The organism is Bacteroides sp. OF04-15BH (assembly GCF_003477995.1).
Lineage (GTDB): Bacteria > Bacteroidota > Bacteroidia > Bacteroidales > Bacteroidaceae > Paraprevotella.
In genome coordinates this window covers 14,342-27,513 of sequence record NZ_QUEM01000038.1, presented here as the reverse complement: position 1 = coordinate 27,513, position 13,172 = coordinate 14,342, and the positions used below count along the sequence as shown (strand labels likewise).

Here is a 13,172-nt window from a genome sequence, read left to right as displayed (position 1 = left end):
TATACTAATTTTCAGGCGGTTTTTTAATTCCGCCAACAGGTGGATTATATAATTCATTTCAGGTAAGAAAAAACGGTAATTCATTATTTTATACCGTTTTCTGTTTCCTTTTTCCTTGTTTTTGGTGTAACTTTGCGCCATCTTATCTACTATAGAACTTAGAATGAAAAAGAATGTTTTTTTATTAATTCCTTTTTGTGCCTGTCTGGCCACTTCTTGTATCAAGGATGAACCACTTAATTCAGAATGCGATATAGAAGTTTGTAAAGTGCATCACGATGCAGCAGATACTATTTTTTATGTAGTTTCTGATACACTCCAGAACGTAAATTCAACGGATTCTGTAATTATTTATTCTATTCGTCCTGATGTCCGAAGAGAAGATTTGTCTCAGGTTCGAGTTACTTTGGCTACGACTCCGGGAGCGACAGTAACACCTGCAAACGGTTCGGTACAGGATTTCAGCAAAGGGGATGTTACTTATACCGTAGTTTCTGAAGACAAGCAGTGGAGCCGTATTTATAAGGTACGTTTTATTCCGATGACGGTCTTGAATCCGAATTTTGATTTTGAAACAGTAGAACTGGAGCAGCCTAAAGAACGTTTCTATAACTGGTTTGCTTATGGTCGTGGCAATGTGCGTCAGGATCTTTGGGCAACCGGTAATTCCGGTTTTGCTTTGAGCCGTTCTTCTGCCAAACCACATGAATATCCTTCTGTCATGTTGGAGAAGGGAGTGAGTGGTAAAGGTGTGAAACTGGAAACTTGCAGCACGGGTGCTTTTGGTGCGATGGTAAATATGCGTATTGCAGCCGGAAACCTCTTCTTGGGTTCGTTTGATACACAGAATGCATTGAAGGATGCCATGAAGGCTACTCGCTTTGGTGTTCCTGTCAATCAGAAACCATTGCGCTTTACCGGATACTATAAGTTTCAGCCCGGTGAAAAGTTTCAGGACCGTTATGGCATGGAGGTTCTTGGACGTGTAGATGCTCCCGATGCTTATGCGGTACTTTATAAGAATACCGATGAAAACGGTCAGCCTGTTACTCTTTATGGAGATGATGTGCTGACTCATGAGAATATTGTGGCCATAGCCCGTGTTCCGGAATTTAAGGTTACGGGAGTAGCAGATACTTGTGCTTGGGAACATTTTGATTTGCCGCTCGAGTACAGACAAAATCTGGATATCGCCCGATTGCGTAATTTTGGTTATAATCTGGCCGTTGTGTTCACGTCAAGTATTGACGGAGCCACTTTCTGCGGTGCTGTGGGCAGCACTTTATTAGTTGATGAATCCACAATTATTTACGAATAAACGATTTATGAAAAAGATAAAGTATTTGTTATTGTTGGTCCTGTCGTTGACAGTTTGGAATGCACAGGCCGAGGATTTATATGAAAAGTGGAATACACCGCGAGGCACCAGTTGGGGTTTCCTGTTGCGTACAGGATATGTCTTGGGAGGTACTTCTCCGATGCCGTTGCCGGCAGAGATTCGCAGTATCGGCCGTTTCAATCCAGAGGGTGGATGGGCCATAAGCGCCGATTTTTATAATATGTTCAACAAGCGCTGTGGTATTATGACCGGTGTCCATTATTTTATGGAAGGTATGAATACCGGTGCCACCGTGAAGAATTATAAGATGGGTATTCAGATGGGAGAGGACTATCTGGAAGGTATGTTTACAGGAACTGATGAAACCAAGACATTTATGAGTGGTTTTACAGTGCCCGTCATGGCCACATTCCGGGTCAGCCCGCGTTGGAACATCAATATCGGTCCTTATGTTTCTTTCCTGATGTATCGCGATTTTGAAGGCTCTGTTTACGATGGTTACCTTCGTGTAGGAGATCCGACAGGAGAAAAAGTGGAAATCTCTAAAGAGAATCCGGCTACCTATAACTTTGCCGATGATATGCGTCGGGTGCTTTGGGGCGTGGAGTTGGGTGCCGACTGGAAGATTACCCGTCGTTTTACAGCGTTTGCCAATCTGGATTGGGGTATGAACAGTGTGTTCAAGAGCGACTTTAAAACTATTGATTTCCCGATGTATCCGCTTTATGCAACTTTTGGTATCGCTTATTTGTATTAACTTAAAATTAAAATATTAATAAAGTATGAAGAAAACTTTACTTTTGGCCGCTTTCGGTCTTTTCTCTCTGGCAGGTTTTGCCCAGACTTCAAAGACTTACACTGACGACTTGATTGTTACAATTAATGAGGTTTCTACACCTGCTCAGAAATCTAATATTGATTTTGTAAATCATGAGGATGGAACTTGTGATTTTATTCTGAAGAATTTCTGCTTGGGCGAGGAAGTTTACGTTGGTAACATTGAATTGAAGAATGTTATTTTGACTGCTGGCGAAGGATATAACACTTTTAGTGTGCAGCAAACCATTACCATTCAGCCTGGTGATGATACCAGCAAGGACTGGTTGGGTCCATTGTTAGGTCAGGTGCCTATTGATATGAAGGGTAAAATCAGCGAAGATCAGTTGTATTGTACTATTGATATTGACATGACTAGTACTCTGGGACAGACTATAGAGGTAACTTTCGGTAGTGATATTATGACAGGAATTACTCATGTATCCGTAACTACAGATAAGTTGGTAGATGTTTACTCTTTGGCTGGTGCTTTGTTGCGTAGCCACGTTGCTCCTGAAAATGCACTGAACGGTTTGCAGCCGGGTGTTTATGTTGTAAACGGTAAAAAGGTGATTAAGAAATAATCTGGTAATATCAGATAAATGAATGTCGGGGTGGATACGGTTAGGTATTCACCCCGATATTTTTTCTGCTTATATTTGTTTTTTCCGCCTCGTTTCATCATAGAGACTTTTTATATCAGGTCATGACTTTATTTTGCAGGAGAGGATAGAATGATTTTCTTTTTTATTGGGACTTCTGATTATTTTGAAATAGGGTTTGTATGCCTTTTAAACTGGTTCCTAGCCGGATTTTTAGGTGATCCTCTCAAAATTGCTTCGTTTCCTGATTTTCGTAGAAGGGAATTATAAATCTGTGATTTATAGGTATCTATCTATAAAAGAAAATACGGTATTAAGAAATTACCGAAATTTTCTTATAAAAAAACAGGTAAGACAGAATCTATACCAATTTCTTTAGTCGAGTTCTGTTTTTTTTGTAATTTTGCATCGCAGAAAATAAGAAAATATGTTTTTCTTTACATAAAAAGATTGCGTAAACAGGAATAATTAAATATTTGAAATGAAGAAAATTTTTACTTTTGCGGCACTCTTATGTGCTACATGGATGAATGCACAGGGGGTGTATCAGATTCCAAATTCTGATTTTGAAACTTGGGCTAGTGATAAGGAGCCAGGCAATGGATGGAACTCTTTTAACAGTGCCCGAACTGATGATTTAGGGGGATTTATAGGAAGTATTGCCAAAGGACAATCTCCGAACCCACAGAAAGTAGAGGGGTATAACGGCACAGTAGGTGTAAAATTATATTCAAAGAGTATTGTGGGAGCAAAAGCGAATGGAAATTTAACGACTGGTAAAATCAACATGGGCTCCACAACTCCTTCTAATGCAAAGAACTATAATTATACAGATCTCTCTAGTGGTGCTCATAGTTTGCAGTTTGCAGGAACTCCAGATGCAGTGTCTTGTATGGCAAAGTTTAAGTCTGGTGGTAGTCCTAATGGTCGTGGTCAGTTTATTCTGCATGATAAATATGACTATAAGGATCCAGAAACTTCCAATGAAGCCGGTTATGAAAATCATAAGATAGCGTTGGCTGCAATTGTAATTCCTGAAACTTCTGATTGGAAGTATTTTGAAGCTAAATTTGATTATACAGGTAATGTCGCTCCTGCCGGAGAACAGTACATGTTAGCATCATTTACTACGAATCCAACTCCAGGAGGATCTGCTAATGACGAGTTGATTCTTGATGACATCCGTTTGATCTACTATTCAGAATTAGCTTCTTTGAACTACGACGGTCAAGACTATTTCCAGCAGGGCAACACAAACTATACTATAGATGCATTGTATGATGAAAGCAAACTGACTTGTACTTCTAATGGTAAAGGAGCTACAATTGAAAAGTCTTATGATGAGGCTTCTGCTGTATTGACTATTACTGTAAAGGGTAATGATTTCAGTGTGAATTCAAGCAATGTGCATACTTACAAAGTGCAGTTTGCAAAACCACAGCCTGTAGTTACAGAGTATGAAAATGATCTGGTTGTAACGATTAACGATCAGTCTATGCCTTCTCAGCCTGCAAAGATTCAGTTGATCAAGGAAATTGACGGAACAACTTCTTTGGCATTGAATAACTTTACTTTGGGTAGTGGAGCTGAGGCTATTCCTGTTGGTAATATTAAGTTGACTAATCTTGAGATTGTAGAGGGTAAGATTCAGACAACCCAGACTATTACTATTACGGCTGGTGATAATCCTGAGGCTATCGGACCATTCTTGGGAGAGATTCCTGTTACTTTAAATGCTACAATCATCGGTGAAGATAAGATGGAAGCTGTGATTGATATTCCATTTACGTTGATGAATATGATCATTAAGGTAACTTTTGCCGAAACACAGACTTATACAGACGGTCAGGCTCTGAGTTTGAATGCAGGTTTGACAAATATTGCTTATAATCGTACCTTCTCAGAAGGCTGGAGTACCATCTGTTTGCCGTTTACAACTCCGGTTGTGGCCTTTGGTGAGAATGCAACTTCTGTTCAGGAACTCATCAGCGCAGACGAGAATGGCTTGAACTTTGATGAAGTAGAGGTTTTGGAAGCAAACAAACCTTACTTGATTTACTTTAAGGCAGCTAAAGAAACTCCGACTTACTTTGGTACAGAGATTACTTCAACCACTCCGGTTTCTGTAACTAAGGGTGATTATACCTTCGTAGGTTCATACGATGCTGTGATGTCTATGAGCGGCAAGTATGGTATTGCGACTATTGATGACGTTCAGAAAATCATTCTGGGTGGTGCAAACTCTACTTTGAAGGCAACTCGTGCTTACTTTACCAAGCAGGGTGAACAGCCGGCACAGGTTCGCATCAACCTGTATGGTGAAGGTGGCAACGGAACTACCGGTATCGGTCAGGTTGACAATGGCGCTGCACAGACTTACGACGTATATACCTTGCAGGGTGTTCAGGTGCTGAAGGGAGCTACTTCTTTGAATGGCTTGCAGAAGGGTATCTATATCGTAAACGGTAAGAAAGTAGTGATTAATAAATAAATTATAGAATACAATAAACTCGATAATAAAATGAAGAAAATTTATTCAGCTCCGGTTTGTGAGATTGTAGCAGTAGAAGCTTGTGATATGTTGGCATCATCTATCTTGCCGGGTGATGGCGGTCCTGCAACAGGAATTCTGCCGGGTGACGGTGAGTTTGACGGTGAGTTCAACTCTAATTCAGAAAGTGGAGCAGATATTTGGTAATAAAGTCGTTTAATCAATGACAAAAAAATAGGGGAGTTTATGTTCCCCTATTTTTTTGTGACTATAAGGTATGAAAAGATTTGTTTATTTCTTTGTTTGTGCGCTGATGACCGTTTCTATGGTTGCGCAGAGTCTGAGTCTTTCAAAGGATCAGTTGAATAGTTTAGTTAATGGTGTTTTTACTTATGAACTTCCTGATGGAGCAGGAACATTGAAACTGACTTCTAGAAATGGTGCTATTTTTTTCTCTAAATCCGAGTTGTATATCAATAAGGGAGAGATGTACTTTGAGATTTTAGCACCCGAAGGAAAAAGAACCAGAATCAAATCAGTTCAAGTTGGAGGACATAGTCAGGGTGGTTTCTTTTCTGGTTCCACGGTAAAATATGTGAACGGAGGTTATGAAGGGAAATGGCATTCTTCTCTGTATCATGAGGTTGCAAATACAGGGCAGATTTCCGTTTGGGGTGATGAGCCAGTCGTTTTCTCTATTATTACCAATGGTATTCGTGTGGATGAGATAGAAGTGGAATACGAGCCTTTTGTTTATATCACAGAGCTTTTAATAGAAGATAAGGCTTCTTTTGTAGCCGAAGAAAGTATTTACGCTGAAGAAATTCAGCTTGACCGCAAGCTGTCTGCCGGATGGAATACTCTTTGTCTTCCGTTCGATTGCAACGTCTCTGAATTAGGCGAGGGCGTCGTTGCCCAGCAGTTCGTGGCTTATGATCCGAATACGGGACTGGACTTCGCGATTGTGGATCAGCTGGAGGCCAACAAACCTTATATGGTATATTGTCCGACAGAGATTCCGGCCATGACACTCACCTTTACAGGTCGTGAGATTTATGCGGCCACACCACAGCCGGTATCCTTTAATGGGATGACTTTTATCGGTAATTATGAGCTGGGATTCAGTATGTATGGCAAATACGGGGTGGCACAGAATAAACTGATTAAGGGAGGCGCAAACGCAACAGTCAACGGTACGCGTGCTTATTTTGAATATGCAGAGCCCGAAACACAGGCCGTGTTCCGTATAAACTATCAGCAGGAGAGTGGCACAACGGGTATTGAAAACATACAGGTTGCTCCACAGAAAAAGCAGGGAGTATATACTTTGCAGGGCGTTTGTGTGCGCAAAGACGACAGCCTGAAAGGATTGCCGGCCGGAGTTTATATCCAGAACGGTAAGAAGGTTCTGGTCAAGTAACATTCAAGGCCTATTAAGGCATAAAAAAATCATCAGCATGATTTTGGAATTTCATTTCGATCTCATTCCAAAGTCATGCTGATGATTTTTTTTGTATGGTGCAGAGGCTGAAAAAGGATTATGCTTTCGGCCCTTTTTCTTTGATATAATCGTCCAGCGACTGATCCTCCATGCGTTCAAAACAGTTGCGGGCTGTTTTGCCGGAGCCGAATCCTACGATGACACTTTCGTTCGCCGTCCTGATTTCTCCACTTCTGATTTTCTGCTTCAAAGCATTGATGCGGTAGGAGTTGATATAATCGTGAATGTTGTTGTAGCCCTGACTGCGCAGGCATTGCAGCATCAGATGCCGGTTGATGCCGGTTGCTTCGCACAGACGGTCACGGCCAAAGGTGTTGTCGGTCCATTCCTTTTTCTGTTGCATGAAGAATTCCATCCGGTTAAAGCGCTGTTTATTGGCCTGGTTGAAGTCCTCTTTTTCGACTTCGGCAATCCATTCCTGAGTAGGAGCTTCCTGCACCTGTTCTATGGCCGGTTTGGGCAGATGGATGGCCATGGTTTCCAGAGTTCTGAAGAAGATATACATGTTCAGCAGAGTAAACAGGCCGAGATAAATCAGAATGTTGATCATGCTGAAGAAAATGGTAGCCACCACATAATAAGTGGCTACGATACCGATGGCACTGCCGTAAGCCTTGACATATCGGGGCACTTGAGTGTGTTTGATCAACAGATGGGGCAGACGGAAGATGTTCACAATATAATATATGGAAACTCCAAGGCAGGCGACCCGCAGTAGAATATCACTTTGGAGCAGCTTTTCGGGGATGTCCGAGAAATTTTGCAGCACGACCGGTTCACTGTCCATCAGTAGTCCCAAGGCATAAATGGACAAAACGGTTAAGGCTGGAGTGGCATAACGCCACATGCGTCCCCATTGCAGATAGCCCGGCATGGCGATGCTCAGCGGCTGAAGACTTTGCAGGAAAGAACTGGCTACGAGCAACATCAGCATGTAGGGATGCAGGATTCCGAATTCCTTTCCTTCATAATGCAGAATGAAAGGAATACTGATGCATCCGCCAATACCAAAGATGGAGGTAATCCAGGCCGGAGCCAGATATTCCACCTTATAGCGTGAATATAGAAACAGCACGGCGCTCATCATGAGATGAACTACTGTATAGGTTACGATGAAAATAAGTAATATGTTTTGCATGGGACAAATATAGATAAAACCTGAAACATTATAGCCTTATTTTGCTTTTATTTGGATTTCTTGCAGATATGGAGCGTTCTATTGGTTTTATGATAACTTCTTTTGTGATTTGGGTATTTTAAATGTTGTTTTGCATGCAAATCTTTAGATATTATGAGTTATGAAAAGGGGGTTACTATTTTTAGGCGTAATTTTTGCCTTTATGTTGAAAACGGCAGCACAGGTAACGGTTTATCAGGAGGGCTTTGGCCCTGGTGCATCGGCAACCAATATTACCGACTATCAAGATTGGGATTGCAAGAGTTGCATATATACGGGGAGCGGCCGAATAGGAAATGGTCAGACTCATATCTGCGATTTACCGGAAAGTAGCGGTAAGGGATATGCCTACTTTTCTTCCGCAACAATCAATGATCTGATTATAGAACAGATCAATATCTCCGGTTTTCACGACCTGTATCTCACTTATAATCTAAAGAAAGCTCAGGTTTACGATGGAAAACTATCGATTGAAGTCTGGGTGGATAACAAGAAAATCGTTTCCTACAATCCTACTCTGTCATATACGAACGCTTGGTTTTCGTCCGGTCCTCATAAGATACCCGAAGGAAAAGACCTGAAACTGAGATTTTCCAATGCAGTGGCAGATAAGGCGATGTATCTGGACGATCTTAAAATATTCGGAGTACCTGATGCGCCTCAAGTATCGGAAAAACCTGTCTTTACACCAGTCTCCGGTTATTATACGGCTCCGGTAGAACTGACGCTTACCGCTGCTGAGGACGCCCGGATTTATTATACGCTGGATGGTACACAACCTACGGAAACCTCCTTGTTGTATCAGGCTCCCATTACACTGAATCAGACCGTGACGGTATCTGCGGTGGCAATTTCCGAGGCGGGGAGCAGTGAGGTGAGCACAGCGCACTATGATATTGATCCGGTTACTACTGTTTCGGATCTGTCGGCATTCCGAGATACTTCGGAGCGTGTACGTCTGGATCTGTCCGATGCCAGAGTGGTGGATGTAGACAGCGAGGGAATTTGGGTACATACTCCGGATGGAGGTTTGTTGCTGCCCAAAGATGCTGTAGATGCCGGAATGGGGGATATCCTGACAGGTTTCCTGGTTGGAAAACCAGCGGTACAGTATGGTGTTGTGCATGTCGAGGAAGGAGTATTCCGCGGACTTTCAGTTGCAGCCGGTACATCGGCTCCGACTCCACGTATTGCTACGGTACATGACGTTACACTTCAGCCGGATGGTTATACCTCCTGCCTGTTGCAGTTTGATGAGATGAAGTATCATCCGGAACTGGGAGAGATAGCTTCGGTAGAAGACGGTTCGGAAACATTGCGGATAAAGACCGGTGACTGGAGTCTGGATGAAAATTGGATTTGGCCTGCACGAATGTGCGTTCGTGGTGTACTGAAAGGTGATGAGGCCGGATTATATTTATGGATTGCCGAAGCCAGTCAGGTTGTTGATCTGGAGCAGCAGGATCTGGCAGAGTCGGTGGGTACAGCGCTGGTGGTGACCGATGCCGGTGCAATCTATTATGCGGCGCATTCGAGTTTGAAAAATAATGTACTGCCTTGTACGCAGGTTGCGGTTTTGCAGGGGCGTGCGGTGGCTTCTGAAGAAGCAATTCCTGATCTGCTTTGGAAAGTGGATTTGGATAAGGGATACCTGAGAAATCCTTCTGGGGAATATTTGTGTCCGGCAGAATCTGGTGTCGGTTTGCAGTTCTCGTCAACAGTCAGTACCAAAGGAAGCAGATGGACCAAAGATGCGAAACAGGGTTACTGGAAGAGCAATAACAACACGGAACGGGCATTGATACGCTCAAACGAACAGAAAGACATCCGTAATTATGCTCTGAGCAACGTCGGCCAGGAAAACTATTCGGAGATACCGGCTGTGGATATGCCTCTTTATAAAGGTTATCTGCGCACGCTTAATCCGGGACGCTGGGGCACAGTCTGTGTGCCTTACGGCATACAGTCGGGAGATAAGGCCGGAGCATTGTTCTTTGAAATTGCCGGACGTTTGGAGGATGAGGACGGAGTGGTGCGCTCTGTGGTACTGTCCGGTCCGCTTGACCGGCTGGAAGCCGGTATGCCTTATGTCATTTATGGAGAGTCTTCACAGTTGGCTTTGTTATACAGTGGAGAGCCCGTAGCAGAAGCTTTCAGCCATAATGGATTGCAAGGAACATTTCAGGGCGTGAATACGGATAAGGTTTCGGATGACGCTACTCTGCAAGGCAAATATGTTTTCTCGGGAAATCAGTTGCGTCGTTGTGCTGCCGGTTCTTCCGTAGGAGAAAATAAAGCCTATGTGGATTTGGAAAAAGTGCCTTTGCTGAGCCGACAGCCCGAAGGAAGTTTGCGGATTACTCTGTATCAGGAAGAAACAGGAGTGGAGCAGCCGGTTCGGGAACAGCATGACGATATGCCTGTATTCACTGTGCAGGGTGTTTATTTGGGAGCGTGGGCACAATGCCGTACTCATTTGCCCAAAGGAGTATATATCGTAGGAAAACAGAAGATTATAATAAAATAAGTTAATATTATGACTCGTTCAAAATATATTCGTCCTTCTTTACGTTGTATCAACATACGGATTGAAACATTATTATGTCAAAGTGGCAATACCGTTTCTGTAGATCATGAAGAAGGAGTCTGGGAGGCCGATGCAAATCAGGAGAGTGGTTTCAACACCATCTGGGAGTCGGGCGAACAGATATTGTCCCAATAGAATTTTTAGTGACGTAATAGTATTTCCCGGGCAATCATTTCCCCCTTCGGATTCCGGAGGACGGAAGTGGTTGCCTTTTCATTTTGATGCGAAAATTTGTTTTTCTCTGTCAGAACGATATAAATATGGCGGCATAAACTTCTTATACAAAATAAAATTTATATTTTTAGAAAAATAAACGCGAAAAAGCTTTGTTGTTTAAAAAAAACAATTTATTTTTGCATTGTTTTCGATAAACGTAGTCTTTATGAAATCTTTCTTAACATTGAAAAAATCAGTTTTATACCTGCTGGCAGGTTTGGTGCTTTGCATGGGAAATCTGTATGCACAGAATGTAAATCATGCCGTGCGTGCAAACATGATTGTATCTGATGGCAGTGGGGATGAGGGAAGCAACGTTTTGAAGACAAAAATGTTGAATTCAGCATTTCCTGTGACCATTCAGTTGAAGGGCACCCGTTTATGTATTACCAGTAAATATGTGCAGCTACTCCCGGTTTATAATGAAAGAGGAGTCTTCTATGGCATGTTTCGTTTGAATAAGGGCACAAATTGGATCGGCGGTCTGCCGAAGGGTGTTTATTATATAAACAACCGAAAGGTGTCCATTCCTTAAAAAAAATTTATATTTCTTGTGTAGTTTGAGAAAGAACTTTTATTTTTGCATATCGTAAGAACAATTATTTAGTATGCAAGATAACACGATATCAGAGATTGATCTGGATCAGATTGTCCGCTCACGTGCTGGAAAAAAGGCAAAATATGTTCCCAAATGGGTTATTAGTGGTCTAAAACGCCTTATTCATCAGGACTTTATCAATGAATTCCTGCGACGTGGTTATGTGGGTGTGGATTTCTGCGAAGAATGTATTCATTATCTCGATGTAAAAATAAAGGTTAAAGGTCTGGAGCATCTCTCGGATGATTCCAGGAAATATACTTTTGTAAGCAACCATCCGCTCGGTGCCATTGACGGAGTGACACTGGGAATGATTCTCGGACGTAAATTTAACGGAAACGTAAAATATCTGGTCAATGACCTGCTGATGAACCTTAAAGGTTTGGCTCCTTTGTGTATTCCTATAAATAAGATTGGAAAGCAGGCGCGAAACTTTCCACAGGTGGTCGAAGCCGGATTCCAGTCCGACAGCCATATCATCATGTTTCCGGCCGGTTTGTGTTCCCGTAAGAACGACGAGGGACAGATACGCGATATTCCCTGGAAAAAGACATTCATTACAAAAAGCATAGAAACCCAACGCTGGGTTGTTCCTATTCATTTTATCGGACAGAATTCACCGCGTTTTTATCGTATTGCGCGTCTTTGCAAGAAACTGGGGCTGAAATTTAATTTCGCCATGCTTCTGCTTCCCGACGAGATGTATAAGAGCCAGCACGGAAGCTATGAGGTGATTATCGGCGAACCGATATCGTGGGAGAAGTTCGACCGTTCCAAGTCGCCGGCACAGTGGGCCGAGTATGTTCAGAATGAGGTATATAAATTGAAATAATCAAGCGAAACAGTTCTGTATGGAAAAAATAATGGATCCGGTAAGTAAGGACGTGTTGAAAGCCGAGCTCACCGAAGAGAAAAAATTGAGGGGTACCAACAAAAGTAATAATGAGATTTATATAGTTACTTGGCAGGATTCTCCGAATGTGGTCCGCGAAATCGGACGCCTCCGCGAAATCGCTTTCCGTGCGGCCGGAGGAGGTACAGGAAAAGCGCTTGATCTGGATGAGTTTGACGTGATGGAGAATCCGTACAAGCAGCTGATTGTATGGAATCCCGAAGCTGAAGAGATTCTGGGTGGCTACCGCTATATATTGGGGTCCAATGTGCAGCTAGATGAAAAGGGACAGCCGATTCTGGCCACCTCACACATGTTCCATTTCTCTGAAGAGTTCGTGCGCGACTATATGCCTTATACCATAGAGCTGGGACGCTCTTTCGTGACGCTGGAATATCAGAGCACGCGTGCCGGTTCCAAAGGATTGTTTGCTTTGGACAATCTGTGGGATGGACTGGGAGCTCTGACCGTATTGCGCCCGCACATCAAGTATTTCTTCGGAAAGATGACCATGTATCCTTCCTACAGCCGCAAGGGACGCGATATGATTCTGTATTTCCTGCACAAGCATTTTGCAGACAAGGACGGTCTGGTGACTCCGATTCAGCCATTGCTGCTCGAAACCGATCCGGATTATCTCAAGCAGTTGTTCTGCAAGGATAACTTTAAGGAAGACTATCGCATTCTGAATACGGAAGTACGCAAACTGGGATATAACATTCCGCCGCTGGTCAATGCCTACATGGGACTGTCGCCCACGATGCGTATGTTCGGTACGGCCATCAACGATGAGTTTGGCGATGTGGAGGAAACAGGTATCCTGATTACCGTGGACGAGATTCTGACCGAAAAGCGTGTCCGTCATATCGACTCCTTTGTCAAGAAGCACGCACATGCGGTCTTTCCCGAAGCGGGACCGACTCAGGTGATGTATAAGGACAATCAGAAATAAA

At 42.9% G+C, this 13,172-nt stretch carries 13 protein-coding genes; 11 read left to right on the top strand and 2 right to left on the bottom strand.

Features of this window, described 5'->3' with window-relative positions:
• Positions 1-225, bottom strand: a 225-nt coding sequence (locus DXA74_RS16660) for a hypothetical protein (protein ID WP_233550563.1), incomplete at its 3' end; no start/stop codon positions are given.
• 160 nt (positions 226-385) lie between these two features.
• Here DXA74_RS16660 and DXA74_RS13820 point away from each other — a divergent pair.
• From DXA74_RS13820 to DXA74_RS13800, 6 genes are all read left to right on the top strand, one after another.
• Complete coding sequence (locus DXA74_RS13820; RefSeq protein WP_233550562.1) at positions 386-1,318, top strand: PCMD domain-containing protein; 933 nt, start codon at positions 386-388, stop codon at positions 1,316-1,318.
• Positions 1,319-1,325: 7 nt separating this feature from the next.
• On the top strand, positions 1,326-2,096 hold the full coding sequence (locus tag DXA74_RS13815; RefSeq protein ID WP_118528567.1) for a porin family protein: 771 nt from the start codon (positions 1,326-1,328) through the stop codon (positions 2,094-2,096).
• A gap of 25 nt (positions 2,097-2,121) precedes the next feature.
• A complete protein-coding gene (locus DXA74_RS13810; RefSeq protein ID WP_118528565.1) occupies positions 2,122-2,739 on the top strand; it encodes a calycin-like domain-containing protein in 618 nt (205 codons plus the stop codon).
• A gap of 499 nt (positions 2,740-3,238) precedes the next feature.
• The gene (locus DXA74_RS13805) at positions 3,239-5,248 is read left to right on the top strand and encodes a calycin-like domain-containing protein (protein WP_118528563.1); all 2,010 of its coding nucleotides are present in this window, start codon (positions 3,239-3,241) and stop codon (positions 5,246-5,248) included.
• A gap of 30 nt (positions 5,249-5,278) precedes the next feature.
• The gene (locus DXA74_RS16360) at positions 5,279-5,455 is read left to right on the top strand and encodes a hypothetical protein (RefSeq protein ID WP_158576082.1); all 177 of its coding nucleotides are present in this window, start codon (positions 5,279-5,281) and stop codon (positions 5,453-5,455) included.
• A gap of 70 nt (positions 5,456-5,525) precedes the next feature.
• Positions 5,526-6,668, top strand: a complete 1,143-nt coding sequence (locus tag DXA74_RS13800; protein WP_147401133.1) for a hypothetical protein — start codon at positions 5,526-5,528, stop codon at positions 6,666-6,668.
• A 118-nt stretch (positions 6,669-6,786) separates the two neighbouring features.
• On the opposite strand, the gene DXA74_RS13795 is transcribed toward DXA74_RS13800, so the two are convergent.
• Positions 6,787-7,887 carry a hypothetical protein gene (locus tag DXA74_RS13795; RefSeq protein ID WP_118528559.1) on the bottom strand — a complete coding sequence of 367 codons (1,101 nt, stop codon included), beginning with the start codon at positions 7,885-7,887 and terminating at the stop codon, positions 6,787-6,789.
• 202 nt (positions 7,888-8,089) lie between these two features.
• Here DXA74_RS13795 and DXA74_RS13790 point away from each other — a divergent pair, with 202 nt between their 5' ends.
• The 5 genes from DXA74_RS13790 (at position 8,090) to DXA74_RS13775 (ending at position 13,171) form a co-directional block, all read left to right on the top strand.
• The gene (locus DXA74_RS13790) at positions 8,090-10,453 is read left to right on the top strand and encodes a chitobiase/beta-hexosaminidase C-terminal domain-containing protein (RefSeq protein ID WP_158576081.1); all 2,364 of its coding nucleotides are present in this window, start codon (positions 8,090-8,092) and stop codon (positions 10,451-10,453) included.
• Between the two features lie 9 nt (positions 10,454-10,462).
• Positions 10,463-10,648 (top strand): hypothetical protein, encoded by a 186-nt coding sequence (locus DXA74_RS16240; protein ID WP_147401132.1) that lies wholly within the window; start codon positions 10,463-10,465, stop codon positions 10,646-10,648.
• Positions 10,649-10,895: 247 nt separating this feature from the next.
• A complete protein-coding gene (locus DXA74_RS13785; RefSeq protein WP_147401130.1) occupies positions 10,896-11,264 on the top strand; it encodes a hypothetical protein in 369 nt (122 codons plus the stop codon).
• A 73-nt stretch (positions 11,265-11,337) separates the two neighbouring features.
• Positions 11,338-12,159 carry a 1-acyl-sn-glycerol-3-phosphate acyltransferase gene (locus DXA74_RS13780; protein ID WP_118528553.1) on the top strand — a complete coding sequence of 274 codons (822 nt, stop codon included), beginning with the start codon at positions 11,338-11,340 and terminating at the stop codon, positions 12,157-12,159.
• Between the two features lie 19 nt (positions 12,160-12,178).
• Positions 12,179-13,171, top strand: a complete 993-nt coding sequence (locus tag DXA74_RS13775) for a GNAT family N-acetyltransferase (protein ID WP_118528551.1) — start codon at positions 12,179-12,181, stop codon at positions 13,169-13,171.
• The last annotated feature ends 1 nt before the right edge of the window (position 13,172 follow it).

Coding starts and splice junctions, on each gene's coding strand:
- DXA74_RS13815 (WP_118528567.1), top strand. CDS start 1,326: ATGAAAAAGATAAAGTATTTGTTATTGTTGGTCCTGTCGTTGACAGTT.
- DXA74_RS13810 (WP_118528565.1), top strand. CDS start 2,122: ATGAAGAAAACTTTACTTTTGGCCGCTTTCGGTCTTTTCTCTCTGGCA.
- DXA74_RS13805 (WP_118528563.1), top strand. CDS start 3,239: ATGAAGAAAATTTTTACTTTTGCGGCACTCTTATGTGCTACATGGATG.
- DXA74_RS16360 (WP_158576082.1), top strand. CDS start 5,279: ATGAAGAAAATTTATTCAGCTCCGGTTTGTGAGATTGTAGCAGTAGAA.
- DXA74_RS13800 (WP_147401133.1), top strand. CDS start 5,526: ATGAAAAGATTTGTTTATTTCTTTGTTTGTGCGCTGATGACCGTTTCT.
- DXA74_RS13795 (WP_118528559.1), bottom strand. CDS start 7,887: ATGCAAAACATATTACTTATTTTCATCGTAACCTATACAGTAGTTCAT.
- DXA74_RS13790 (WP_158576081.1), top strand. CDS start 8,090: ATGTTGAAAACGGCAGCACAGGTAACGGTTTATCAGGAGGGCTTTGGC.
- DXA74_RS16240 (WP_147401132.1), top strand. CDS start 10,463: ATGACTCGTTCAAAATATATTCGTCCTTCTTTACGTTGTATCAACATA.
- DXA74_RS13785 (WP_147401130.1), top strand. CDS start 10,896: ATGAAATCTTTCTTAACATTGAAAAAATCAGTTTTATACCTGCTGGCA.
- DXA74_RS13780 (WP_118528553.1), top strand. CDS start 11,338: ATGCAAGATAACACGATATCAGAGATTGATCTGGATCAGATTGTCCGC.
- DXA74_RS13775 (WP_118528551.1), top strand. CDS start 12,179: ATGGAAAAAATAATGGATCCGGTAAGTAAGGACGTGTTGAAAGCCGAG.